This is a genomic window from Bacillus sp. PK6-026 (assembly GCF_054161455.1).
Map to the genome: position 1 here is coordinate 706,372 of NZ_CP096418.1, position 26,211 is coordinate 732,582.

Sequence of the window (26,211 nt, forward strand, 5' to 3'; positions counted from 1 at the left end):
CTGCAAGGGTTTTCAATCATGCTGAAAGGATGACAAAATCCCAAAACTAAATGCCGTTTTGGGATTTTGTCAACAATCTGGAAGCGGTCACTGACCGCTTTTTTTGTTTTTCACTCTGAAATTCGAAATAAAAAAAGACAAAACTCTATTTTCCTCCAGTTAGTTGTTTTCTGAGAGTACATCGTTTATGGTAAAGTTAAATAAATTCGATTCGTCAGCAATGAGGAGGAAGAGGATGGCATACGAAGAAACGCTGCATCCCGTTTTGGGAAAAGTAGCTGATAATATTGACAAAGTAATGGTAGGAAAGAAAGATATTGCCGTTTTAAGCCTGACTGCCATTCTTGCAAACGGACACGTCCTGCTGGAAGACGTTCCAGGCGTCGGAAAGACGATGATGGTTCGCGCCCTGGCAAAGTCAACCGGCGCTGAATTTAAGAGAATCCAGTTTACGCCAGATTTACTGCCTTCAGATGTAACAGGCGTTTCCATATATAATCCGAAAACACTGGAATTTGAATACCGTTCAGGCCCGATTATGGGAGATATCATTCTCGCAGATGAAATCAACAGAACGTCGCCGAAAACGCAGTCGGCGCTTCTGGAAGCGATGGAAGAAGGAAGTGTGACAGTAGACGGCGTGACAATGCCGCTTTCAAAACCTTTTTTTGTAATGGCCACGCAAAACCCCGTCGAGTATGAAGGGACATATCCGCTGCCGGAAGCTCAGCTTGACCGCTTTTTATTCAAGCTGAGAATGGGATATCCGACAGTGCGCGAAGAGCTTCAAGTGCTCGATCTTCAGGAAAACCGCAGCCCGATTGAGGAAGTTGAGCCTGTCATAGAGAAAGAAGAGCTTGCTGCATTTCAAAAAGAGGCTGAAAAGGTGTATGTAGACGCTGCGATTAAAGAATACATTGTTGAGATCGCCCAAAAAACGAGGAGTCATTCCGCCGTTTATCTCGGCGTGAGTCCGCGCGGCTCAATCGCCTTGATGAAGGCTGCTCAGGCGTTTGCATTTTTATATAACCGTGATTATGTCATTCCTGATGATATTCAGTATTTGGCACCTTTTACCCTTGCACACAGAATGATTCTACGGTCAGAGGCGAAATTTGAAGGAAAGCGGCCTGAAGCTGTTCTTCAGGACATTATGTCAAAAACGGAAGTTCCGGTCAGAAGACCGATGAGCAACTGATGAGAGAGCGCATCGGTCTTGTGAAGTACGGATGGAAGCTGTGTATCGTGTTTCTTCTGTTTGCTTCAACGTTTTGCTATGCGATGTTTCAAGGGGGATTTGTCAGCTGGTTTTTGTTCTACTCATTTCTTCCCTTTGTGCTTTATGCTTTCATGCTTGCCTTTTATCCGCTGAAGAACATGACAGCGGAGCGGAGGCTGAGCCGCGGGCAGTATAAAGCCGGTGATCAATTGGAGGCTTTTGTCGTGCTAAAGAGAAAATGGCCCTTTCCGATCATGTTTATGATCGTGGAAGAATGTCTGCCTGATTCGCTGGGGAGAAACGGGCGTTCGGCAGAAGCCAAACAGTTTCTCTTTCCTTGGTTTAAAAAAGAAATTAAGATGACGTACACGATCAATTCGGTCCCGAGAGGAGACCACCGTTTAGCAAAAATCAGGGTCCGCACAGGTGATCCGCTCGGACTGCTGGAAAGAGAATGCGAGATTCAATTGGAAGACTCCTTTCTCGTTCTGCCTTCCTATCAAGAGATTACTTTCCGCGCCAGCGGAAGCTCTTATGATGAACATGCAGGCCGCGTTTCAGAGCTTCGCCGAAAGGACAGCACACTGGCATCAGGTATCAGGGAATACCAGCCGGGCGACCGGTTTGCATGGGTCGACTGGAAGACGTCAGCACGGCGCAGCCAGCTGATGACGAAGGAATTTGAGCAGACGAAAGGGGATGACCTGCTCGTCTTCATGGATCAGTCTCCCTCTGATGCTTTTGAAGAGATCGTCGCGTTTACCGCTTCTATCATTCGTTCTGCCATGAGGAGCGGGACGAATGCAGGGCTTGTTTCCACAGGAAAAGAGCGGAATGTCTTCCCGGTTCGGCAAGGGGAGGAGCATCTGAGAAAGCTGTTTTACTACTTGGCGCTTGCCGATTGCGATGCGGTCCAGCCGTTTCACAGTCTGCTGGAGGGGGAATTTGGCCATCCCGATATGAGAAAAGCCGTTAAATATATTGTGACAAGCCGCATCACCAACGAATTGGTGCAGGTTTTGAAGAAACCGCTCTCCGGCGGACTGCCCGTCATTTGTTTGGTGAAGAAAAAAGGCGGAGCTCTCTCAAGTGAGGAAAGCGCCGCTGTCCAACAATTAAAAGCGCGGGGGATTGAAGTGAACGTCATTTACGGGGAACATTTTTCCCGGGGTTTTGCTGAAGCGAGGTGAGAAAATGTTGTCCGGGGGAAAAAGAAACAGTTTCGGTTTATTGCTTTTTTATGTCCTAACCTTTTTGCTGCTGTGGGAATGGCTGCGTCCTTTGCAGTATTTTACCGATACGGGGCACACCGTCTTTTTTATTTTGTTTATTGCCTTAGTATTCTTGCTTACATTTTTTAAGGTCCCTTGGTTTATCAGATTTCCGGTCAGCCTTGGCTTCGTTCTGTTTGCGCTGCACACGATTTTTTACGAAGGATCGGTGTTTTCACCTTCATGGATTGCCCTGCTTTTTCAGGATTTAAATCAAAATTTCTCCTATATTTTCTCCGGCATGTGGCGGGATATGTCGCCGTTGTTTCGGACGCTGCTCTTTTACGTCCTTCTTTGGCTGCTTGTATACTTGCTGCATTACTGGGTGATCTATCAGCGCAGAATTTTATTCTTTTTTATCATGACCGTTGTTTATATCGCCGTGATCGATACATTTACGCCGTTTGACGCATCATATGCGATCGTCCGGATCGTGCTGATCGGCTTTTTGCTTCTCGGCCTGCTGTATTTGGAACGGATCAGGGAATCAGAAGCGTTAAAATCCTCAAGATCGCGGTTTGCCAAATGGTTTACACCGCTCTTATTGATGACTGCCGCCGCCGTTTGCATCGGCGCGGTCTCGCCGAAAGCCGATCCCGTCTGGCCTGATCCGGTGCCGTTTCTGCAGACGGCTGCGACAGGCGATTTTGCTTCCTCAGGCAAAAGCAAAGTCGGCTATGGAACGAATGATGAGGCATTGGGCGGGCCATTTTCAAAAGACGATACATGGGTATTTACGTGGCAGGGAAATGAACGAAGCTATTTCAGGGTGGAAACGAAAAGCCGCTATACAGGTAAAGGCTGGATTGAAGACGAAAAAACGGGCGCGTCCATCCAGCTTGACAAGGGTGAGCTGGATTACCAGTGGTACGACGAAGGCGTGAAGACCGAAACGCGCAAAGCGATCGTTGATATCGATCCGGCTTATCGGTACGATCACGTCCTGTATCCGATTGGGACGACTGAAATCAAGCTCAACAATTTCTTTGTACCGCTCCGCATGAACTTAAACACAGAGAAAATAAAACCGGCCGGCAAGACAGGCGCGGACATTCAGAACCTGGAAAGCTATTCGGCCACCTATAAATCACCCGTCTTTGATGTTGATCAGCTGAGGAAGGTCAGCTTTGAGTCGGAGGGAAAATGGAGCAGAAGCCATGAGAAGTATCTGCAGCTTCCCACTTCCCTTCCCGACCGCGTGAAAACATTGGCGCACGATTTAACGAAAGACGAAGATAATATATATGACAAAGCGAAAGCGATTGAGAAGTATCTCGGTTCTTCCGAGTTTTCTTATGAAACGGAAGATGTGGCTGTTCCTAAAGGAGAGCAGGATTATGTCGATCAGTTCTTATTTGAGACGAAAATCGGCTACTGCGACAATTTTTCCACAGCCATGATCGTGCTGCTGCGGTCGGCCGGAATACCGGCCCGCTGGGTGAAAGGCTATACATCCGGTGAATATGCAGGAACGACGGCAGACCGGAAACGGACGATTTACGAGGTGACAAACAACAATGCCCATTCCTGGGTTGAAGTGTACTTTGAAGGACAAGGCTGGGTTACGTTTGAACCGACGAAAGGCTTTTTAAATCCGGAGCAGCTCGTTGAAGAGTCCAGCGGCCGGCAATCTGGCGCGGCTTCTGATAAAAAAGAAGATGATAAGAAAAACGACGGAGGTCAGCGTCCGCAGGATGTAAAAGAACAAGACAACAAAGAGAAGCCCGAACCTCAGACAAAGCGTGATGCCAATGGCGGTTCTCATGCCGGCAGCGGGGATGCAGACCGTACCCTTTTGACTGGTGCGGCTGTACTCGGTCTGTTGCTGGCGTTGACAGCGGTGCTTTACTTTACAAGGGCAAAATGGATGCCGCACATCATCATCAACAGGCTGAAAAAACGGCGTGATGGCGCGGTTTTCTTCAAAGCTTACGAAGAGCTGCTCCGCCAGCTGAAGCGCCAAGGCATGCAAAAAGAAGAAGGACAGACGCTGCGCGAGTTTGCGAAGACGGTTGATGAACGCTTTCAAAACGGTGAAATGACAGCTTTGACCCGGCAATATGAACGGGCTTTGTATCGAAAGGAAGACGCCGCAAAGCTGTGGAATGATTCGGCGGAGTTATGGGAAAATTTAATTAAAAAGAGATAGTCTTGACCGCTTTCAGTCGTATTGTTAGAATAAGTGAATATTAAAAACCCTTATATATTCTTGCTGGCAGGCTCGGCGGCTTATCTATCGGACAAGCCGGGCCTTGTCCCGTGAATGGGGGCAGGACGGCCGTGTGTCTGCCGCCATTTTTTCTGTGCAAAAAGACAATTTGATAAAGAGGTGACACCATGACGAAGTTAGTAAATGAAATGATTCTTGTGTTGGATTTTGGAAGTCAGTACAACCAGCTGATTACCCGCCGCATTCGTGAGTTTGGTGTATACAGTGAATTGCATCCTCATACATTGACGGCAGAGGAAATTAAAGAAATGAATCCGAAAGGAATTATTTTGTCCGGCGGTCCGAACAGCGTTTATGACGAAGGATCTTTCCGCTGCGACGAAAAGATTTTCGAACTGGACATCCCTGTTCTTGGCATTTGCTACGGCATGCAGCTGATGACGCATTACCTTGGCGGAAAAGTAGAAGCTGCGAGCCAGCGCGAATACGGAAAAGCGAACATTCATATCGAGGGTGAACCGGATCTGTTTAAAGATCTTCCAAACGAACAGGTCGTCTGGATGAGTCATGGTGATCTAGTTGTTGAAGTTCCAGAAGGCTTTACCGTTGATGCGACAAGCCATCATTGCCCGAATTCAGCAATGAGCAAGAAGGATAAGAAATGGTACGGCGTACAATTCCATCCGGAAGTCCGCCATTCAGAATACGGAAACGACCTTTTGAAAAACTTCGTTTTCGGTGTTTGTGAATGTGCCGGCGAATGGTCAATGGAAAACTTTATTGAGATTGAAATGCAGAAAATCCGCGAAACAGTCGGCGATAAGCAAGTGCTGTGCGCCTTGAGCGGAGGGGTTGACTCCTCTGTCGTTGCGGTCTTGATCCATAAAGCGATCGGCGACCAGCTCACTTGTATTTTCGTAGACCACGGGCTCCTTCGAAAAGGCGAAGCGGAAGGCGTGATGAAGACGTTCAGTGAAGGCTTCAACATGAACGTGATCAAAGTTGATGCGAAAGACCGCTTCCTGAACAAGCTTAAAGGCGTCTCAGACCCTGAGCAAAAACGTAAAATCATCGGTAATGAGTTTATCTACGTGTTTGACGATGAAGCGGAAAAACTGAAAGGTATTGACTTCCTTGCACAGGGAACGCTTTACACCGACATTATCGAGAGCGGAACAGCGACAGCTCAGACGATCAAATCGCATCACAATGTCGGCGGACTTCCGGAAGACATGCAGTTTGAACTGATCGAACCGCTGAATACGCTCTTCAAAGACGAAGTGCGTGCGCTCGGTACCGAGCTCGGCATCCCCGACGAAATCGTTTGGCGCCAGCCGTTCCCGGGGCCAGGCCTCGGCATCCGCGTTCTTGGAGAAGTGACGGATGAAAAGCTTGAAATCGTCCGCGAATCAGATGCGATTCTCCGCGAAGAAATCGCCAAAGCTGATCTTGAAAAAGATATTTGGCAATACTTCACTGTTCTTCCTGATATCCGCAGCGTCGGCGTCATGGGAGACGCAAGAACTTATGACTATACGATCGGCATTCGCGCCGTGACATCGATTGACGGCATGACATCCGACTGGGCGAGAATTCCTTGGGATGTCCTTGAGACAATCTCGACACGGATCGTCAATGAAGTGAAGCACATTAACCGTGTGGTTTACGACATTACGAGCAAGCCGCCTGCAACAATCGAGTGGGAATAAGACAAATGCCCCAGCCTTTATGAGGCTGGGGCGTTTTTTATTGGGAGAGGAATCAGTTATATTCATTGCTTTCATCACCGCAACAGCTCTGTTTCTGCTCAAGAAAAAAATAATTTCCCGAATGGCCTTATCAGGCGTCCTCTGTCTGTTCGCCGTACTTGCGTTCATTTTTTATTTTGCTGCAACGGTGAACTTTACATCCGTCAGTCTGGAAAACGAGAGTATTGCAGGCTTAAAAATCGGCGACAGCGTTAAAAATGACCATCGATTTGTAAAAAGTGGAACAGGGGTTGTGGAATATAAAGCCAAAAATATGTCAGGCGTAAAAGCAGAAATAGATAAACAGGAGAAAATTGTGCTATTGTTCAATATTTCTTCCGCTCAAACCGTGACTATTGCAAAAGGCATCAAAATCAACGATACACTTCAAACAGTGGTCGAAGTATATGGAAAAGAATATAAAGAGCTTTGGTTTGTCGAAGGGTATGAAACCGGAATACAATATCAGGATAAAAAAAGAGACGTGGTGCTTGAATTTTATTTCAATGATCACAAGGTGCACTTGATTGAATTGAAGAAAACAGGGAATTAACCCGCTGCAGACTACGGTCAGAATCTGGAAAAAACAACGAACGAAGCGAACATTAAAATCATTAATGTTCGTTTTTTTGTATTGTGTTCAGCGTTAGATATTGCTACAATAGTATAGTAATTCAAAAAAGACTTGTCGTATAATCATGGGGATATGGCCCATAAGTTTCTACCAAGCTACCGTAAATAGCTTGACTACGCTTGTATACAATATTTTGTCCGTGAAAAAAACATTTTTTCAGTATGAAATATGCCGTAGTCAAGCGTCCCGCCAATTGGGGCGTTTTTTGTTTAAAAGCAAAGGTTTTTGAAACAATAAAAGCGACAGACAAACGAGAGGAGTATACCATTTTGAAGCGTTACTTTCAGTTTGAAGAATTGGGTACAAACTACCGGAGAGAAATGATCGGCGGACTTACCACATTTTTGTCCATGGCATATATTTTGATCGTCAACCCGCTTACCCTTTCTCTGGCGTCGGTGGAAAATTTCCCGGATGCATTGAGAATGGATCAAAGCGCGGTCTTTACGGCAACAGCGGTTTCAGCAGCTGTCGGCTGTTTTATCATGGGGCTGCTTGCGAAGTATCCGATCGCCCTTGCGCCCGGAATGGGGCTTAACGCATTCTTTGCATTCTCCGTTATTCTGAACATGCAGATTCCATGGCAGACGGCCCTTTCCGGGGTTATGGTTTCCGGACTAATTTTTATCGCTCTTTCGCTGTCCGGTTTGAGGGAAAAAATTATCAATTCGATTCCTTATGAGCTGAAAATGGCTGTCGGTGCGGGAATTGGTCTGTTTATCGCTTTCGTCGGTTTGCAGGGCTCCAAAATCGTCGTATCCAACCCGGATACCATTGTGTCGTTTGGAAATATTCATTCAGGTCCCGTTCTTTTGACTGTTTTCGGACTGATCATTACTGTCATTTTAATGGTATTGCGCGTGAACGGCGGCATTTTCTTCGGTATGCTGCTCACGGCGATTGTCGGCATGATCTTCGGTCAGATTGATGTTCCTGACAAAATTGTCGGTGCTGTTCCCAGCCTTGCACCGACATTTGGACAAGCCTTTATCCACCTTCACGATATCTTTTCGGTGCAGATGCTTGTCGTTATTTTAACGTTTTTATTCGTCGACTTTTTTGATACGGCCGGTACATTGGTGGGGGTTGCATCACAAGCCGGTTTGATGAAGGATAACAAACTGCCGCGCGCTGGCAGGGCTTTGCTTGCCGATTCTTCCGCAACTGTTGCCGGAGCGATCCTTGGTACATCGACTACGACCGCTTATGTTGAGTCAAGTGCCGGGGTAGCGGCCGGAGCGAGAAGCGGTTTTGCGGCGATCGTAACAGGCGCTTTGTTCTTGCTGTCGCTGTTCTTCTCGCCTGTCCTCAGCGTTATCACTTCGCAAGTGACGGCGCCTGCTTTAATCATCGTCGGCGTGCTGATGGTGGCGAATCTCAACAAAATCGACTGGACGAAGTTTGAGATTGCGGTGCCAGCATTCTTCACGATGATCGCGATGCCGCTGACATACAGCATCGCCACCGGAATCGCGATCGGATTTATTTTCTACCCGATCACGATGATCTTTAAAGGCAAAGCAAAAGAGATCCATCCGATTATGTACGGATTGGCTGTTGTATTCATTCTTTATTTCATTTTCTTGAAATAAGGTGTGCTGTGCGAAAAAGGCTTGTTCATTTGGACAAGCCTTTTTTATTTTCAAATCATTAAAAACGGAACCTTCCGCCTTCGTTTTTCGTCATATATAAGGGCTGCCGCATCTATGATAAAAAGAGGTTTGTCTTGACTGTTTCACACAGCTTATGTAATTTATAAAAGTGCTTTTCATTTATGTAAAGCTTTTGAATAGAATAGGAGTTGCTTATATGATTGAAGAACATCACAAACGAAATGAAGATGATATAGAAGAACCTGCTTCGAGGATGTCGAGGAATTCCCGGAAAAAAGCGAAGAAAAGCAAGGAGACGAATCCGTCTGCGGCGAAAGTCAAATCGGTGATGGAGAGCGTGATTGCCGCTTTGTTCCGCTATTTCAGCTTTGTGCTCGATATTTTAAAATCCCCGGTGCGCAGCGCACTTGATTTTGACCGGTCTTATTTTAAGTATTCCGTTATTTCAATGACGCTTTTAGCCGTTTTCTTTTCGCTCGGCAACTTTTATCAGCTGCTTGCGGGCAGGGGGAGAATTCTCGGGTTCGGCGTGTCAGTGCCGTTCCTGGAAGTGTTTTTGGTTGTGTTTATCTATTGCATGGCTTTCATGTTTTGGATGGCAGCATCGAGCTGGGTTGTATCGAATTTTATGCTCAGGTATAAAGTTTCATTTTTCGATATCACGGCAAAGTACGGTTCTCTATTGGTTCCGTTTATCGTCCCCGCCGCTTTGTGGATGATATTCGCGATTATCAACTTCACGGCCGCGACGGTGATTCTCTCGATCGTCATCTTTATGGGATTGACATTCGGGACTTTTACGCTGATTCAATCGATTTATGAAAAAAGCGAAAAAGCGCGGTTTGACCTGATGTACTGTGTGTTTACCGTCTTTTTGCTTGAATTGGTATTCGTTGCGGCAACATGGAAGCTGGTAGGCGGATACTTGTTGTCGTCGCTTATTCCTGTTTAAGGAGATATTGCCGGTTCTTCTTGAAGAACCGGTTTTTTCTCCGCATTAATTCTGAGTTGACTCATAAGAATAATATATATTTTAACCAATAAGATGGGGGAGTGATCGATGGCTAACTTTCTTCGAAAAGCTGTAAAACAAAAAAAGGAGTATTTAATCAGGCAGCTTGCAAAATCAGGGCGGCTGGACAATTTGAAAGACCTCTCGTCATACACGCTGAGCGATTTGGAAAAGGAGCACCGCAAACTGAGCGAATCCGTTGGAGATCGTCAGCGGGATCATAAGCACCAGCTCTGAAAGACGTTCATTTGAACGTCTTTTTTAATTGTGTTTCAATGCTTTGAAACCGGCAGAAAAAGGGTAAACTGATGGGAGTGAGCAATGTCGAAAAATTTTGTGGTGAAGCAGGGCCATTACAGGATTGTGTATGGAGAATTTCTCTAGTAGAATATGATTGCTTTGCATCTAAAGGAGGGATTTCAATTGCTTCACTCAGCACTATTGAATGGTGTGATCATGGTTGGAATTATTCTGGTTATCAATATTATATACGTAACGTTTTTAACCCTTCGAATGATACTGACTCTTAAAGGCCAGCGGTATCTCGCCGCTTTTATCGGGACAATCGAAATGCTTGTCTACGTCGTCGGGCTGGGGCTCGTTCTAGATAATTTAAATCAAATCCAAAACGTGATTGCTTACGCGGTCGGATTTGGAATCGGAATCATCGTCGGCACGAAAATTGAAGAAAAGCTCGCTTTGGGCTATATTACCGTTAACGCCATTACGAAAGAGCTTGATTTGGATTTGCCGAAACAGCTCAGGGAAAAAGGCTACGGCGTCACCCACTGGGTCGTCGGCGGACTTGAGGGAGACAGAACGGCGATGCAGATTTTGACGCCGAGAAAATACGAACTGCAGCTGTACGAAACGATTAAATCAATCGATTCAAAAGCATTTATCATTTCCTATGAACCGAAGACGATACACGGCGGATTCTGGGTGAAAGCCGTAAAGAAAAGGAGAATTAAAGAATAATGACAAAGCCGAAAAAAAAGCGCTTTGAAGTAACGGAAGGCGAAACGATCGAATCCGTGTTGACGAAGATGCAGGAAGAAGGCTATACACCGGTGCGTCGAATGGAGGAGCCGGTCTTCAAAGAAACAAAGGAAAATGGAACGATTCAGGTTGTTCCGTGCGGAAGAAAAATTATATTCGAAGGTAAATTACTCTAAACCCGAACATTAGAACAACAAAATATACTATCGTTCGATAATGTCGTTGACATTATCACAGTCCGTTGTTAAGATAAACATGACATGAAAACACATCCTCATATAATCTTGGGAATATGGCCCATAAGTCTCTACCCGATGACCGTAAATCATCGGACTATGCAGGAAAGTGGACAATAAACTGACATGGAGATCGCGAGAAGCGGACTAACTGACGATACACGCGCCATGCCCGGTTTGTGTTGCTTCCTACAAATGCAATACATGCCGGGCTTTTTATATGCGAAGAATAACAGCTAAAGGTGGGACAAAAAGATATGCAGCCTCTTCTTGGTGTTATCATGGGAAGCACATCTGACTGGGAAACGATGAAACATGCCTGCGGCATCCTCGATGAACTGGGAATTCCGTACGAAAAAAAGGTCGTCTCCGCACATCGGACGCCTGATTTAATGTTCGAATATGCCGAAACGGCGCGGGAAAGAGGCTTGAAAGTCATCATTGCCGGAGCGGGCGGAGCCGCTCACCTGCCGGGAATGGTCGCAGCCAAAACGACGCTGCCCGTCATCGGTGTGCCGGTTCAGTCAAAAGCGCTGAACGGTCTCGATTCGTTGCTTTCAATCGTTCAAATGCCGGGCGGTGTACCCGTTGCGACCGTTGCCATCGGCAAAGCGGGAGCGGTCAACGCCGGACTGCTTGCGGCGCAGATTTTGTCAGCTTTTGACGAAAAGCTTGCCGGAAGATTGGATGAACGAAGGGAAAGCATCAGAAAAACCGTGTTGGAAAGCAGTGATCAGCTTGTATAAACAAACGATTTTTCCGGGAGCGACAATCGGCATTATCGGAGGCGGACAGCTTGGCAAAATGATGGCGGTCGCGGCCAAACAAATGGGCTATAAAATCGCTGTTGTTGACCCTGTCCCTTCATCACCGTGCGGACAGGTCGCAGACCTTGAAATTACGGCTGCTTATAATGATCGCGAAGCGATACGGAAGCTTGCCGAAGCGAGCGATGTGATTACTTATGAATTCGAAAACATCGATTATGATGCGCTGAACTGGCTGAAAGAGCACGCTTACCTTCCGCAAGGGAGCGAGCTGTTGCTCCTTACGCAAAACAGGGAAACCGAGAAAAAAGCGATTGAATCAGCGGGCTGCAAAGTCGCCCCGTACCGAATCATTCACGACCGGACGGAACTGGAAGCGTCCGTAGCGGAGCTCGGTCTTCCGGCGGTGCTGAAAACTTGCCGCGGCGGGTATGACGGAAAAGGGCAGTACGTCCTGAAACAACAAGCACAAATCGGGGAAGCCGCAGCACTTTTACAGCACGGCACATGCATTTTGGAAAGCTGGGTTCCTTTCAAAATGGAATTGTCCGTGATCGTGACGAGATCGGTTCACGGAGAGACAACCGTTTTTCCGGCGGCAGAGAACATCCATAAACAAAATATTTTATTCCAGAGCATCGTCCCGGCACGGGCCGATGAAGCGGTTCAGGAACAAGCGGCAGCACTTGCCCTCAGGCTTGCCGAAAAACTTCAGCTTGTCGGAACACTGGCCGTTGAGCTTTTCTTGAAAGAAGACGGCGAACTTCTCGTCAATGAGCTAGCGCCGCGGCCGCATAATTCTGGCCATTACACCCTTGATCTTTGCGAAACGAGTCAGTTTGAACAGCATATCCGTGCTGTCTGCGGACTGCCGCTCGGCAAAACGGACCTTCTGAAGGAAGGAATGATGGTAAACCTTCTCGGAGATGAAGTGTACATGGCTGAAGAAGATCCCGAACTATTAAAAGAAGCGAAGCTTTATATATACGGAAAGCATGAAGTCAAACCGGGCCGCAAAATGGGGCATATCACATTTTTAAGAACACCCGACAATGAATGGATCGGGAAGATGACAGAAAAGTGGATTGAAAGAGATGGAGGACGAAAACAATGATCGAACGTTATTCAAGACCGGAAATGGCTGCGATTTGGACGGATGAAAACAGATTCCAAGCATGGCTGGAGGTTGAAATACTGGCTTGTGAAGCTTGGGCTGAGCTCGGCGTCATTCCGAAAGAAGATGTGAAGGTTTTGCGGGAAAAAGCGTCGTTTGACATCAACCGCATCTTTGAAATCGAGCAGGACACGCGCCACGATGTCGTCGCATTTACCCGCGCCGTATCGGAAACGCTTGGCGAAGAGAAAAAATGGGTGCACTACGGACTGACATCAACAGATGTGGTCGATACCGCTCTTTCCTATCTATTAAAACAGGCGAACGATATTTTGCTCAAGGACATTGAGAGATTTGTTGACATCTTGAAAGAAAAAGCAAAGGAACATAAATATACGGTCATGATGGGACGCACACACGGCGTGCATGCAGAACCGACGACATTTGGCTTGAAGCTCGCCCTTTGGTATGAAGAAATGAAGCGCAACCTGGAACGCTTCAAGCAGGCGAAAGAAGGCATCGAAGTCGGTAAAATTTCAGGCGCCGTCGGAACGTACGCGAACATCGATCCATTCGTCGAGCAGTACGTATGTGAGAAGCTCGGCTTAAAACCGGCGCCGATTTCAACACAGACGCTGCAGCGCGACCGCCACGCCGATTATATGGCTGCACTGGCGCTAGTTGCGACAAGCATCGAGAAATTCGCCGTTGAGATCCGCGGCCTCCAAAAAAGCGAAACCCGCGAAGTCGAAGAATTTTTCGCAAAAGGCCAAAAAGGTTCTTCTGCCATGCCGCATAAACGCAATCCGATCGGTTCGGAAAACATGACGGGAATGGCGCGCGTCATCCGCGGCTACATGCTGACCGCCTATGAAAATGTACCGCTTTGGCATGAACGCGACATTTCGCATTCATCAGCAGAGCGCATCATTCTGCCTGATGCGACGATCGCGCTGAACTACATGCTGAACCGCTTTGGCAACATTGTGAAAAACTTGACCGTGTTCCCTGAAAACATGAAGCGCAACATGGACCGTACACTCGGATTGATCTACTCTCAGCGCGTTCTTCTCGCTCTCATTGATACAGGCATGGCGCGTGAAGAAGCGTATGACACCGTTCAGCCGAAAGCGATGGAAGCATGGGAGAAACAAGTGCCGTTCCGCCAGCTTGTCGAGGCTGAGGAAAAAATTACGTCCCGACTGTCTCCGGAACAAATTAACGACTGCTTTGATTACAATTACCACTTGAAAAACGTCGACTACATTTTTGAACGTTTAGGCTTAGCGTAGAATCGACCGCCCGCTTTAACAGGCGGGGGTCTAAAAGATGAAATATTTCCAACATTCGGGTTAGGAGGCCTTCTGTGAATATTGTGAAAAATGAACTTTTATATGAAGGAAAAGCGAAAAAGATATACCTGACGGATGATGACAACACGTTGTTTGTCGAATACAAAGACTCGGCGACGGCTTTTAACGGAGAAAAAAAAGCCGAGATTGATGGAAAAGGCCGTTTAAATAACGAAATTTCCAGCCTGATTTTCACAAGGCTTCACGAGAAGGGAATCAACAACCACTTTGTTGAACGAATTTCAGAAACGGAGCAGCTCATTAAAAAAGTGACGATCATCCCGCTTGAAGTCGTTGTCCGCAATGTCGTTGCGGGAAGCATGTCCAAACGGCTCGGCATTTCGGAAGGCACGGAGCTGGAGCAGCCGATTATCGAGTTTTACTACAAGGATGACGCGCTCGGCGATCCGCTGATCACAGAAGACCATATCCGGATTTTAAACGCGGCTGAGCCTGAACAGGTGGAGAAAATCAAATCGATTACGAGACAGGTAAACGAAGAGTTGCAGACGATTTTCGCGGCTTGCGGTGTCAGATTGATAGATTTCAAGCTTGAGTTCGGGCGCGATAAAGACGGCGAGGTCCTGCTGGCCGATGAGATTTCCCCGGATACGTGCCGGCTGTGGGATAAAGAAACGAATGAAAAGCTTGATAAAGATGTGTTCAGAAGAAACCTGGGCGGATTGACGGATGCATACGAAGAAATATTCAAAAGACTTGGAGGCATGTAATATGTACAAAGTGAAAGTGTATGTCAGCTTAAAAGAGAGTGTTTTAGATCCTCAGGGGAGCGCCGTTCAGCATGCTTTGCACAGCATGTCCTACAAAGAAGTTCAGGACGTCCGCATCGGCAAATACATGGAGCTCACCATCGAAAAATCGGACCGAGACCTTGACGTTCTCGTCAAAGAAATGTGCGAAAAACTTTTGGCCAACACGGTGATTGAAGATTACAGATACGAAGTCGAGGAGGTTGTCGCACAGTGAAATTTGCGGTGATTGTGCTGCCGGGCTCAAACTGCGATATCGATATGTTCCACGCGATCAAGGATGAGCTTGGCGAAGAAGCTGAATACGTCTGGCATACAGAAACAAGTCTTGATGAATATGACGGCATCCTCATTCCGGGGGGATTCTCATATGGGGATTATTTAAGATGCGGCGCGATCGCTCGCTTCGCAAACATTATGCCGGCCGTCAAAAAAGCGGCTAAAGAAGGAAAGCCGGTGCTCGGCGTCTGCAACGGCTTTCAAATTTTGCAGGAGCTCGGTCTTTTGCCGGGCGCGATGAGACGCAACAAAGATTTGAAATTTATTTGCCGTCCGGTTGAACTTGTCGTCCAAAACAATGAAACGATTTTTACATCTTCCTACAGCAAAGGCGAATCCATCACGATTCCGGTCGCGCACGGCGAAGGAAACTTCTACTGTGATGAAGAAACGCTTGCCGGATTACAAGAAAATAACCAAATCGCTTTCACATACGGAACGGATATCAACGGAAGCGTCGCCGGCATTGCAGGCGTCGTCAATGAAAAAGGCAATGTATTAGGCATGATGCCTCACCCTGAACGCGCAGTCGATTCTCTGCTCGGAAGCGCCGACGGTCTTAAACTGTTTCAATCTATCGTGAAAAATTGGAGGGAAACTCATGTCGCTACTGCTTGAACCAAGTCAAGAACAAATTAAGGAAGAGAAGCTCTATCAGCAAATGGGTGTCAGCGATGACGAGTTTGCCATGATTGAATCGATTCTCGGAAGGCTTCCAAACTATACGGAAATCGGGATTTTTTCGGTCATGTGGTCAGAGCACTGCAGCTACAAAAATTCCAAGCCGATCCTGAAAAAGTTCCCGACAAAAGGCGAACGCGTCCTGCAAGGGCCGGGGGAAGGCGCAGGAATCGTCGATATCGGCGACAATCAGGCGGTTGTCTTCAAAATCGAATCGCATAACCATCCGTCAGCGATTGAGCCTTATCAGGGAGCTGCAACAGGTGTGGGCGGCATCATCCGCGACGTCTTTTCAATGGGCGCGCGTCCGATCGCTGTTTTGAACTCTCTCCGGTTTGGTGAACTCACTTCACCGCGTGTGAAGTACTTGTTTGAAGAAGTAGTCGCGGGCATTGCCGGATACGGAAACTGCATCGGCATTCCGACCGTAGGCGGTGAAGTTCAGTTTGACAGCTGCTATGAAGGCAATCCGCTTGTCAACGCGATGTGTGTCGGTTTGATCAACCATGAAGATATTAAAAAAGGGCAGGCGAAAGGCGTCGGCAATACGGTCATGTACGTCGGTGCGAAAACGGGGCGCGACGGCATCCACGGCGCCACGTTCGCCTCAGAGGAAATGTCTGACCAATCAGAAGAAAAACGCTCGGCTGTGCAAGTCGGCGATCCATTCATGGAAAAGCTGCTTCTTGAAGCGTGTCTGGAAGTCATCAAATCAGACGCCTTGGTCGGTATTCAGGACATGGGTGCGGCAGGACTGACAAGTTCAAGCGCGGAAATGGCATCCAAAGCCGGATCGGGCATCGAGATGAACCTTGACTTGATCCCGCAGCGCGAAACAGGGATGACGCCGTACGAAATGATGCTTTCCGAATCTCAGGAGCGCATGCTTTTAGTCATCGAACGCGGCCGCGAACAAGAGATCATCGATATTTTTGACAAGTATGATCTTGAAGCTGTGGCTGTCGGTCACGTGACAGACGACAAGATGCTGCGCCTTTTCCACAACGGGGAAATGGTTGCCGATCTTCCGGTTGATGCGCTTGCAGAGGAAGCGCCGGTTTACCATAAGCCGTCAAAAGTTCCGGCTTATTATAAAGAGTTCCTTGAAATAGACGTTCCTGCACCAAAAGTCGAAGATGCGAAAGAAACGCTTCTCGAGCTGTTAAAGCAGCCGACTATTGCGAGCAAAGAATGGGTTTATGACCAATATGACTACATGGTCAGGACGAACACAGTTGTCGCACCGGGCTCTGATGCAGCCGTCCTGCGGATTCGCGGCACGAAAAAGGCGCTTGCCATGACAACGGACTGCAATGCCCGCTACTTGTACCTCGATCCGGAAAAAGGCGGGAAAATCGCTGTCGCTGAAGCGGCCCGCAATATCGTCTGCTCCGGAGCAGAACCGCTTGCCGTTACGGATAACCTCAACTTTGGGAATCCGGAAAAGCCGGAGATTTTCTGGCAGATCGAAAAAGCGGCAGACGGGATCAGCGAGGCGTGCAACGTGCTCAGCACACCGGTCATCGGTGGAAACGTCTCTCTTTACAACGAATCAAACGGAAGCGCGATCTACCCGACGCCTGTCATCGGAATGGTCGGACTGATCGAAGATACAGACCATATTACGACCCAGCACTTTAAAGCAGCGGGCGATTTGATTTATGTCATCGGCGAAACATTCCCTGAGTTCGCCGGAAGCGAGCTGCAAAAACTGTCCGAAGGAAAGATTTACGGCAAAGCGCCTGCCATCGACTTGGAAGTCGAACAAGCGCGTCAAAAAGCGCTTCTGAAAGCGATCCGCACAGGGCTCGTGCAGTCCGCGCATGACGTCTCAGAAGGCGGCATCGGCGTGGCGCTGGCGGAAAGCGTCATATCTTCTCAAGGACTCGGCGCCAATGTAACGCTTGCAGGCGAATCTGCATTGTTATTCAGCGAAACACAATCACGGTTTATCGTCTCTGTGAAAAAAGAGCATCAAGAAGCGTTCGAAAAGCTTGTCAAAGACGCCGAGCTCATCGGCGAAGTAACGTCAGACAGCGCGCTGTCTGTTCAAAGCCAGGAAGGACAACAATGGATTCATGCGCAGATAGAAGAGCTCGAAAGCGCATGGAAAGGAGCTATCCCATGCTTGCTGAAATCAAAGGCTTAAATGAAGAATGCGGCGTATTTGGGATTTGGGGGCATGAAGAAGCACCGCAAATTACGTACTACGGCCTTCACAGCCTTCAGCACAGAGGCCAGGAGGGTGCCGGCATCGTGGCGACAGACGGCGAAAAAATGTCCGCCCACAAAGGCCAGGGGCTGATTACTGAAGTTTTTCAAAACGGCGAGCTCAAAAAGGTGACAGGAAAAGGAGCGATCGGCCATGTCCGCTATGCAACGGCGGGCGGCGGCGGCTTCGAAAACGTCCAGCCGTTCCTTTTCCATTCGCAAAACAACGGCAGCCTTGCGCTTGCGCACAATGGAAACTTAGTGAATGCCACTCAGCTGAAACAGCAGCTTGAAAACCAGGGCAGCATTTTTCAAACGTCTTCTGATACGGAAGTGCTCGCCCATTTAATTAAAAGAAGCGGCCACTTCGAGCTGAAAGATCAGATCAAAAACGCTCTTTCCATGCTGAAAGGCGCTTATGCTTTCCTGATCATGACGGAAAAGGAAATGATCGTGGCGCTTGATCCGAACGGACTCAGACCGCTATCTGTCGCAATGCTCGGCGACGCGTACGTCGTCGCTTCTGAAACGTGCGCGTTTGATGTGGTCGGCGCGACATATTTGCGAGATGTAGAACCGGGCGAGATGCTGATCATCAATGATGAAGGCATGAAGTCTGAGCGGTTCTCCATCAACATCAACCGTTCGATCTGCAGCATGGAGTACATTTATTTCTCAAGGCCTGACAGTAATATTAACGGCATTAATGTCCACAGCGCGAGAAAAAATCTCGGTAAAAAGCTTGCTGAAGAATCAGGCATTGAAGCAGATGTGGTGACAGGGGTTCCGGATTCAAGCATTTCAGCGGCCATCGGCTATGCCGAAGCGACGGGAATTCCTTACGAACTCGGACTGATTAAAAACCGCTATGTCGGCAGAACGTTCATTCAGCCGTCACAGTCGCTCAGGGAGCAGGGCGTGAGAATGAAGCTGTCAGCCGTCCGCGGGGTCGTTGAAGGCAAGCGCGTCGTCATGGTGGACGATTCCATCGTGAGAGGCACGACAAGCCGCAGAATTGTGACGATGCTGCGCGAAGCCGGAGCGACGGAAGTGCACGTCAGAATCAGTTCCCCGCCTATTGCCCATCCGTGCTTTTACGGAATTGACACATCAACGCATGAAGAACTGATCGCGTCCTCCCATTCAGTGGAAGAAATCCGTCAGGAAATCGGCGCTGATACATTGTCATTCTTGAGCATTGAAGGACTCCTTTCCGGGATCGGAAGACAGTATGAAGACGAAAACTGCGGGCAGTGCATGGCCTGCTTTACAGGAAAATACCCGACCGAGATTTATCAGGATACGGTTCTTCCTCACGTGAAAGAAGCCGTTTTGACAAAATAAACCGGCCGGCGCTCTTGAAGCGCCGCGCCTCCTGAAATGAATAAAGGGCAGCAGAAGCGATGCGGCTGCTCTTTTGATTTTGAATATTACGAATGGACAAGCGCGGAATAAGGAGTGGATTGTGTTGTCTGAAAGCTATAAAAACGCCGGGGTTGATATTGAAGCCGGATATGAAGCCGTAAAACGAATGAAAAAACATGTGGAAAGAACGAAGCGAATCGGCGCAATGGGCGGTCTTGGCGGATTTGGCGGCATGTTTGACCTGTCAGAACTGCCGTACAAACAGCCGGTTCTGATTTCGGGAACGGACGGTGTCGGCACAAAGCTGAAGCTCGCTTTTGCGATGGACAAGCATGACACGATCGGCATCGATGCCGTCGCTATGTGTGTCAACGATGTGCTCGCTCAAGGAGCGGAGCCGCTGTTCTTCCTCGATTACCTTGCGGTCGGAAAAGCCGACCCCGTTAAAATTGAAGAAATTGTAAAAGGCGTCGCAGAAGGCTGTGTACAGTCAGGATCAGCGCTAGTCGGCGGAGAAACGGCGGAAATGCCGGGTCTTTATACAGAGGATGAATACGATATTGCCGGGTTCTCGGTCGGAGCCGCTGAAAAAGATGGCATCGTCACGGGCGAAAACATCAGCGAAGGGCACCTTTTAATCGGACTTTCTTCAAGCGGACTTCACAGCAACGGCTTCTCTCTCGTTCGTAAAGTTCTTCTTGAAGATGCCGGTCTGAACCTTGATGAGACGTATACACCTTTTGAACGGCCTCTTGGCGAAGAGCTTTTAGAGCCGACGAAAATTTATGTCAAGCCTGTCCTTGAAGCGGTGAAATCAGGTAAAATCGCAGGCATGGCGCACGTGACCGGCGGCGGTTTTATTGAAAACCTGCCGCGCATGATGCCTGATGGTCTCGGTGTTGAAATCGACATCGGCTCCTGGCCCGTCCCTCCTGTCTTTCCGTTCATTCAGGAGAAAGGCGGCCTGAAGTCCGAGGAAATGTTCAATGTTTTCAATATGGGAATCGGGTTTGTCCTTGCGGTGAAAGAAGAGGATATGACAGACGTGATTCAAACGCTCGAAAACAACGGTGAAAAAGCCTATCTCATCGGCAGAGTGAAAGCCGGAAGCGGCGTTGAGTTTGGCGGTGCCGGTCTTTCATGAGAAAATTCGCGGTATTTGCATCAGGAAGCGGAACGAACTTTGAAGCGATCGCAAGAAGAATGAGAGAAGAGAACTGGGATGCCGAAATCGTCCTTGTCGTCTGTGACAAGCCCGATGCGAAAGTGCTTGAAAGAGCGGAAAAAGCCGGAATTCCATCGTTCGCATTCCAGCCGAAATCGTTCGAAAATAAAGCAGCTTTTGAACAAGTGATCGTTGAACAGCTCCGCCTCCACGGAGCAGAATGGATTGTCCTGGCGGGGTACATGAGACTGATCGGCGATACGCTTCTGTCGGCTTACCGGAATAAAATCATCAACATCCATCCGTCGCTCCTGCCGGCGTTTCCCGGCATCGACGCGATCGGACAGGCGTACAGAGCGGGTGTGAAAGTGGCGGGCATCACGGTTCACTATGTTGACGAAGGCATGGACACCGGTCCGATTATCGCCCAGCGCGCCGTCGAGCTTGAAAAAAGCGAAACACTCGCATCTCTTGAAGAAAAGATACACAAATTGGAGCATGAGCTTTATCCCGAAGTAATCAAAGAGCTTCTTGAACTAAATGGCAGAGGTGAAAAGGAATGACGATCAAACGCGCATTAATCAGCGTATCAGATAAAACGAACATTGTCCCTTTTGTAAAAGAATTGACAGAGCTTGGCGTAGAAGTGATTTCAACAGGCGGCACAAGCAAACTTCTTCAGGAAAACGGCGTTGACGTCATCGGCATTTCTGAAGTGACGGGCTTTCCCGAAATCATGGACGGCCGTCTGAAAACCCTTCATCCGAATATTCACGGCGGGCTTCTTGCCGTCCGCGGCAACGAAAAACACATGGCGCAGCTCAATGAACAGGGAATTCAGCCGATCGACCTTGTCGTTGTTAATTTATATCCGTTTAAAGAAACGGTTTCTAAAGAAGACGTCACATTCGAAGAAGCGATTGAGAATATCGACATCGGCGGTCCAGGCATGCTTCGCGCAGCAGCGAAAAACCACCAGGACGTGGCGGTCATCGTCGATCCCCGCGACTACAGCCCTGTACTGAACGACTTGAAAGAAAACGGCAGCGTCTCTCTTGAGAAAAAACGCGAGTTGGCAGCGAAGGTGTTCCGCCACACGGCAGCGTATGACGCGTTGATCGCTGACTATTTAACAAAGGTAACCGGCGAAAAAGAGCCTGAACAGTTCACCGTCACCTTTGAGAAAAAGCAATCGCTCCGCTACGGCGAAAATCCGCATCAGGAAGCAGTCTTTTATCAAAGTGCGCTCCCTGTCAAAGGGTCAATTGCTTCAGCTGAACAGCTGCACGGAAAAGAGCTTTCTTACAACAATATCAAAGACGCGGATGCAGCACTTCAAATCGTCCGCGAGTTCACGGAGCCGGCTGCGGTTGCCGTCAAGCATATGAACCCTTGCGGCGTCGGGACGGGCAACACGATCGAAGAGGCGTTTAACAAAGCATACGCCGCTGACGAAACGTCAATTTTCGGCGGCATCATCGCTTTGAACCGGGAAGTGGATAAAGCGACGGCTGAAACGCTTCACAAAATCTTTTTGGAAATCATCATCGCGCCAGCATTCAGCCAAGAAGCGCTTGATATTTTAACATCCAAGAAAAACCTTCGCCTCTTGACCCTTGATGTCAATCAGCCTGTGAAAAACGAAAAGCAGCTGACATCTGTTCAAGGCGGGCTTTTGATTCAGGATCTGGATATGCACGGTTTTGACGACGCCGACATCACAATTCCGACGAAAAGAGAGCCGACCGAACAGGAATGGGCTGACTTGAAGCTCGCTTGGAAAGTTGTGAAGCATGTCAAATCGAATGCGATTGTCCTGGCAAAAGACGATATGACGATCGGCGTCGGCGCTGGACAAATGAACCGAGTCGGCTCCGCGAAAATCGCAATTGAGCAAGCCGGCGGGAAAGCGAAAGGAAGCGCGCTCGGATCAGATGCGTTCTTCCCGATGCCTGATACGGTCGAAGAAGCGGCTAAAGCCGGTGTGACGGCGATCATTCAGCCGGGCGGATCGGTTCGTGATGAAGATTCGATTCAAAAAGCGGATGAATACGGGATCGCGATGGTGTTCACCGGAATCCGCCATTTCAAACATTAAGGGAGTGACCAGCGTGAACGTATTGATTATCGGCAGAGGCGGCAGGGAGCACACGCTCGCCTGGAAAGCGGCGCAAAGCCCTCTTGTCGGCACTGTATATGCGGCGCCCGGCAATGACGGAATGGCCGGGACCGCCGTACTCGTTGATCTTGACGAAGGCAATCACGAAGGGCTTCTCGCTTTCGCAAAGGAAAACAATATCGGACTGACGATTGTCGGTCCTGAGGTCCCTTTAATCGAAGGGCTTGTGGATGCATTTGAAGAAGCGGGCCTTCCGGTGTTCGGTCCGTCGAAAAAAGCAGCGGTGATTGAAGGAAGCAAGCAGTTTGCCAAAGATCTGATGAAAAAATATCAAATACCGACAGCAGAATACGAAACGTTTACATCTTTTGAAAAAGCAAAGGCGTATGTTGAGGAAAAAGGCGCGCCGATCGTCATCAAAGCTGACGGGCTTGCCGCTGGAAAAGGCGTCACAGTCGCGATGACAGCCGAAGATGCGGTTCAGTGTCTGCATGACTTTTTAGAAGATGAAAAGTTCGGCGATGCAAGCGCCTCTGTCGTTATCGAGGAATTTTTGAGCGGTGAAGAATTTTCGCTGATGGCTTTTGTCAAAGGTGAAAAAGTGTATCCGATGGTGATCGCGCAAGATCACAAGCGGGCATTTGACGGAGACAAAGGCCCGAATACAGGGGGAATGGGCGCATATTCCCCGGTGCCGCAGATTTCGGATGCGGTCGTTGAAGACGCCGTTAAAACGATTTTGGAGCCGGCGGCCGAAGCGATGGTTAAAGAAGGCCGTTCGTTTACGGGAGTCTTGTATGCTGGCTTAATGCTAACCGAAAAAGGAACAAAAGTGATCGAATTCAACGCGAGATTCGGAGATCCGGAAACCCAGGTCGTACTGCCGCGTCTTGAATCAGACCTTGTACAAGTCTTGCTTGACCTCCTCGCCGACAAAGAAGTGGAGCTGAAGTGGAAGGATACGGCGGCAGTCACCGTTGTTCTAGCATCTGACGGCTATCCGGAAAGCTATGAAAAAGGCACGCCGATCAGCACGCTTGAGCCTGATATGGAACAGACCGTCGTCTTTCACGCAGGCACGAAAAAAAGCGGCGGTCAGTTTGTGACAAACGGCGGCCGCGTCGCCAATGTCACGGCGTTTGCCGAGACGTTTGAAGCGGCCAGGGAAGCAGCCTATCAAGCGGTGGAACGAGTAAGAAAACCGGGGCTGTTTTACCGGACGGATATCGGCGCGCGTGCGCTCAAGGCAGCGCAGAAATAACCGGTGAAGAGACAGAGCGGGAGCACCCGTTTTGTCTCTTTTTTTGCCGTCAATTTTTTTGGATCATTTTGATCAACGATTCAGCCATCAATTCGGGCGGATAAGGCATGCCATTTTCAAGCCACCATGCGGCTGTGCCCGCAAAGGCGGAAATCACAAATCGCCGCTGGATATCAAGAGGCACTGAGCGATTAGTATCGGAAGCTGCCGTTTTTTTGATTCCCGTCAAAAAGCTGTCATTCCAAAAGTCATTGAGCAGCTCCTTAATGTTCAGCTCATATCTTCTGTTGATGATAATCGCAAAATCATCGCAGTTCTGTTGTAAATGCTGATAAAAGCGCAGCACATACCAGTACGCTTCAGGCTTTTCCCCGCTGCAATCTATATCAAGCGGCGAAAAAATATCCTCTTTCATCGCTTCAAACATGTCTCTCATATTTTGATGAAGCAAATCGTATTTATCTTGATAATGCTGATAAAATGTCGTTCGATTCAAGTTTGCCCGTTGCGTAATATCCTGTACAGAGATTTTTCCCCATTCTTTTTCAGCCAGCAGTTCAAACAAGGCTTTTTTTAAATTTGTTTTCGATTTTGTAATCCGCTTGTCCCCGCGATAGCTGTCAGCCACTTCAGCCGCCTCCTCAAACACTTTTTCGACACTTCTTTTCCACTTGTTGGTTGAATGATCCGGTGGGTTCTTTTAATTTTAAACTAACATATTGAACTTCATGAATCAGCTGACAAGAACCGAAGGAGTGAAAGCGAATGAGTCAAACAAAACAGCAGAACCCTATTCAGAAAGCGCTGCTTAACGGAAAGAACAGACAAGACCCGTATGATCCGTTTCCATGGTATGAAAAAATGCGCACCGAATCACCGATTCACTATGATGAAGACAGCAAGGTGTGGAGTGTGTTCCGTTATGACGATGTCAAAAGAGTGATCAGCGACAAAGACTTTTTTTCAAATCAGTTCCATCAGCTTGGAACCGGCAATACGTTTGCGAAAACGTTGATCAGCATGGATCCGCCGAAACACACGAGAATCAGATCGATCGTCAACAAGGCTTTTACTCCGCGTGTCATGAATGAGTGGGAGCCGCGCATTCGCGAACTGACGAATGAACTGCTCGTTCAAATCCGCGGCAGGGAAGAGATCGACCTTGTACAGAATTTTTCATATCCGTTGCCCGTCATCGTCATTTCGGAATTGCTCGGCGTTCCTTCAATGTATAAGCACCATTTCAAAGAATGGTCCGACGTGTTGGTCAGCCTGCCGAAGAGCGACCGGCAAGAAGATGTGAACGAGTGGAAAAACATCAGGGATCAAGGGGAAGAAGAGCTGACCGCGTTTTTTGAAAAGATGATCGAAGAGAAAAGACAAAACCTCGGCAATGACTTGATTTCGCTCTTGATCAAAGCCGAACAAGAAGGGGACAAGCTTTCTCCTGATGAATTGGTTCCGTTTTGCAACCTGCTCTTGATGGCGGGGAATGAAACGACGACCAATTTGATTTCAAATGCGGTCTACAGCATTCTCGAAACACCGGGTGCGTATGACGAGCTCGCCAGGCATCCTGAACTGATTCCGCAGGCCGTCGAGGAAGCCGTCCGTTTCCGGGCGCCTGCGCCGATGATCGTGCGCTTCGTTAAACAGGATACCGAGATCAGAGGAGTAAGTTTGAAAAAAGGAGAAGGCGTCGTCGCTTTTCTTGCTTCTGCCAACCGTGATGAAGCGAAATTTGAGAGGGCGCACGAATTTGATATTCACCGTCATCCGAACCCGCATATCGGATTTGGCCACGGCATCCATTTCTGCTTAGGCGCTCCGCTCGCGAGGCTGGAAGCAACGATTGCCCTTGAGGGGCTTCTGAAGCAGTATTCCTCGATGGAAAAGCTTGCGATCGCGCCGATGGCGGACAGCAGCATGTACGGCTTGAAACAATTCCGTCTGCGGGTGAAGTCAGCGGGGAAAACGGCGCCATACTAATTTTAAAAGCGCCTGAAGTGGTGCTTTTTTGTTGTTGGTGGAAAAATCGCCTAACCTTTAGTACCATTTTATTAAGACAGTGATAGGGAAGGAGAAAGCATATGAGTCATGTAACCTGCAAAAGGTGTAAAAAACAAATATCAAAAGACGAGACATTTTATTACATAGACAAGCCCGTCGGATTATCAGGAATCACCCATGTCAAAAGGTTTCTGGAGAGCAACGGCTTGATTTTA

The 26,211-nt window shown here is 48.3% G+C and carries 24 protein-coding genes and 2 riboswitches; of the genes, 23 read left to right on the top strand and 1 reads right to left on the bottom strand.

Going from position 1 to position 26,211, the window contains the following annotated elements:
* The first annotated feature begins 235 nt into the window (after positions 1–235).
* From M1D59_RS03570 to purD, 22 genes are all read left to right on the top strand, one after another.
* Positions 236–1,198, top strand: coding sequence for an AAA family ATPase (locus tag M1D59_RS03570; protein ID WP_020450424.1), 963 nt, complete (start codon positions 236–238; stop codon positions 1,196–1,198).
* Positions 1,198–2,409: a DUF58 domain-containing protein gene (locus tag M1D59_RS03575; RefSeq protein WP_458117792.1), complete on the top strand. Its 1,212-nt coding sequence runs from the start codon at positions 1,198–1,200 to the stop codon at positions 2,407–2,409. The genes M1D59_RS03570 and M1D59_RS03575 overlap by 1 nt, the downstream gene beginning before the upstream one ends.
* 4 nt (positions 2,410–2,413) lie before the next feature.
* Positions 2,414–4,639 carry a DUF4129 domain-containing transglutaminase family protein gene (locus M1D59_RS03580; protein WP_020450426.1) on the top strand — a complete coding sequence of 742 codons (2,226 nt, stop codon included), beginning with the start codon at positions 2,414–2,416 and terminating at the stop codon, positions 4,637–4,639.
* Between the two features lie 188 nt (positions 4,640–4,827).
* Positions 4,828–6,369, top strand: a complete 1,542-nt coding sequence (gene guaA / locus M1D59_RS03585) for a glutamine-hydrolyzing GMP synthase (RefSeq protein ID WP_020450427.1) — start codon at positions 4,828–4,830, stop codon at positions 6,367–6,369.
* A 40-nt stretch (positions 6,370–6,409) separates the two neighbouring features.
* Complete coding sequence (locus M1D59_RS03590) at positions 6,410–6,961, top strand: hypothetical protein (protein WP_020450428.1); 552 nt, start codon at positions 6,410–6,412, stop codon at positions 6,959–6,961.
* A gap of 115 nt (positions 6,962–7,076) precedes the next feature.
* A riboswitch (purine riboswitch) is annotated at positions 7,077–7,178 on the top strand.
* A gap of 133 nt (positions 7,179–7,311) precedes the next feature.
* Complete coding sequence (locus M1D59_RS03595) at positions 7,312–8,634, top strand: NCS2 family permease (protein WP_020450429.1); 1,323 nt, start codon at positions 7,312–7,314, stop codon at positions 8,632–8,634.
* Positions 8,635–8,851: 217 nt separating this feature from the next.
* On the top strand, positions 8,852–9,607 hold the full coding sequence (locus tag M1D59_RS03600; protein ID WP_020450430.1) for a BAR domain-containing protein: 756 nt from the start codon (positions 8,852–8,854) through the stop codon (positions 9,605–9,607).
* Positions 9,608–9,715: 108 nt separating this feature from the next.
* Positions 9,716–9,904: a hypothetical protein gene (locus M1D59_RS03605; protein WP_020450431.1), complete on the top strand. Its 189-nt coding sequence runs from the start codon at positions 9,716–9,718 to the stop codon at positions 9,902–9,904.
* Between the two features lie 153 nt (positions 9,905–10,057).
* Positions 10,058–10,645, top strand: coding sequence for a DUF2179 domain-containing protein (locus M1D59_RS03610; protein ID WP_370510518.1), 588 nt, complete (start codon positions 10,058–10,060; stop codon positions 10,643–10,645).
* Complete coding sequence (locus M1D59_RS03615) at positions 10,645–10,842, top strand: NETI motif-containing protein (protein ID WP_020450432.1); 198 nt, start codon at positions 10,645–10,647, stop codon at positions 10,840–10,842. Before M1D59_RS03610 ends, M1D59_RS03615 begins: the two co-directional genes overlap by 1 nt.
* Before the next feature lie 78 nt (positions 10,843–10,920).
* Positions 10,921–11,023: riboswitch (purine riboswitch) on the top strand.
* Positions 11,024–11,159: 136 nt separating this feature from the next.
* A complete protein-coding gene (gene purE, locus M1D59_RS03620; protein WP_020450433.1) occupies positions 11,160–11,648 on the top strand; it encodes a 5-(carboxyamino)imidazole ribonucleotide mutase in 489 nt (162 codons plus the stop codon).
* The gene (purK, locus tag M1D59_RS03625) at positions 11,641–12,783 is read left to right on the top strand and encodes a 5-(carboxyamino)imidazole ribonucleotide synthase (protein ID WP_080131558.1); all 1,143 of its coding nucleotides are present in this window, start codon (positions 11,641–11,643) and stop codon (positions 12,781–12,783) included. Before purE ends, purK begins: the two co-directional genes overlap by 8 nt.
* Entirely contained in the window at positions 12,780–14,075 is a 1,296-nt protein-coding gene (gene purB / locus M1D59_RS03630; protein ID WP_020450435.1) for an adenylosuccinate lyase, read from the top strand. Before purK ends, purB begins: the two co-directional genes overlap by 4 nt.
* A gap of 74 nt (positions 14,076–14,149) precedes the next feature.
* Positions 14,150–14,866 carry a phosphoribosylaminoimidazolesuccinocarboxamide synthase gene (purC, locus tag M1D59_RS03635; protein WP_035337053.1) on the top strand — a complete coding sequence of 239 codons (717 nt, stop codon included), beginning with the start codon at positions 14,150–14,152 and terminating at the stop codon, positions 14,864–14,866.
* A 1-nt stretch (position 14,867) separates the two neighbouring features.
* Positions 14,868–15,122, top strand: coding sequence for a phosphoribosylformylglycinamidine synthase subunit PurS (purS, locus tag M1D59_RS03640; RefSeq protein WP_003179532.1), 255 nt, complete (start codon positions 14,868–14,870; stop codon positions 15,120–15,122).
* The gene (purQ, locus tag M1D59_RS03645; protein WP_043054147.1) at positions 15,119–15,802 is read left to right on the top strand and encodes a phosphoribosylformylglycinamidine synthase subunit PurQ; all 684 of its coding nucleotides are present in this window, start codon (positions 15,119–15,121) and stop codon (positions 15,800–15,802) included. The genes purS and purQ overlap by 4 nt, the downstream gene beginning before the upstream one ends.
* Entirely contained in the window at positions 15,786–18,014 is a 2,229-nt protein-coding gene (gene purL, locus M1D59_RS03650; RefSeq protein ID WP_043054148.1) for a phosphoribosylformylglycinamidine synthase subunit PurL, read from the top strand. Before purQ ends, purL begins: the two co-directional genes overlap by 17 nt.
* Entirely contained in the window at positions 17,990–19,420 is a 1,431-nt protein-coding gene (gene purF / locus M1D59_RS03655) for an amidophosphoribosyltransferase (protein WP_023855588.1), read from the top strand. Before purL ends, purF begins: the two co-directional genes overlap by 25 nt.
* Positions 19,421–19,544: 124 nt before the next feature.
* The gene (purM, locus tag M1D59_RS03660) at positions 19,545–20,585 is read left to right on the top strand and encodes a phosphoribosylformylglycinamidine cyclo-ligase (protein ID WP_035337048.1); all 1,041 of its coding nucleotides are present in this window, start codon (positions 19,545–19,547) and stop codon (positions 20,583–20,585) included.
* The gene (gene purN, locus M1D59_RS03665) at positions 20,582–21,169 is read left to right on the top strand and encodes a phosphoribosylglycinamide formyltransferase (protein ID WP_020450441.1); all 588 of its coding nucleotides are present in this window, start codon (positions 20,582–20,584) and stop codon (positions 21,167–21,169) included. The genes purM and purN overlap by 4 nt, the downstream gene beginning before the upstream one ends.
* Positions 21,166–22,704 (top strand): bifunctional phosphoribosylaminoimidazolecarboxamide formyltransferase/IMP cyclohydrolase, encoded by a 1,539-nt coding sequence (gene purH, locus M1D59_RS03670; RefSeq protein ID WP_020450442.1) that lies wholly within the window; start codon positions 21,166–21,168, stop codon positions 22,702–22,704. Before purN ends, purH begins: the two co-directional genes overlap by 4 nt.
* A gap of 13 nt (positions 22,705–22,717) precedes the next feature.
* A complete protein-coding gene (gene purD / locus M1D59_RS03675) occupies positions 22,718–23,986 on the top strand; it encodes a phosphoribosylamine--glycine ligase (RefSeq protein ID WP_035337040.1) in 1,269 nt (422 codons plus the stop codon).
* A gap of 49 nt (positions 23,987–24,035) precedes the next feature.
* On the opposite strand, the gene M1D59_RS03680 is transcribed toward purD, so the two are convergent.
* On the bottom strand, positions 24,036–24,614 hold the full coding sequence (locus M1D59_RS03680; protein WP_035337038.1) for a TetR/AcrR family transcriptional regulator: 579 nt from the start codon (positions 24,612–24,614) through the stop codon (positions 24,036–24,038).
* Between the two features lie 137 nt (positions 24,615–24,751).
* Between M1D59_RS03680 and M1D59_RS03685 the strand changes: the two genes are divergently transcribed.
* Entirely contained in the window at positions 24,752–25,975 is a 1,224-nt protein-coding gene (locus M1D59_RS03685) for a cytochrome P450 (protein ID WP_035337035.1), read from the top strand.
* The last annotated feature ends 236 nt before the right edge of the window (positions 25,976–26,211 follow it).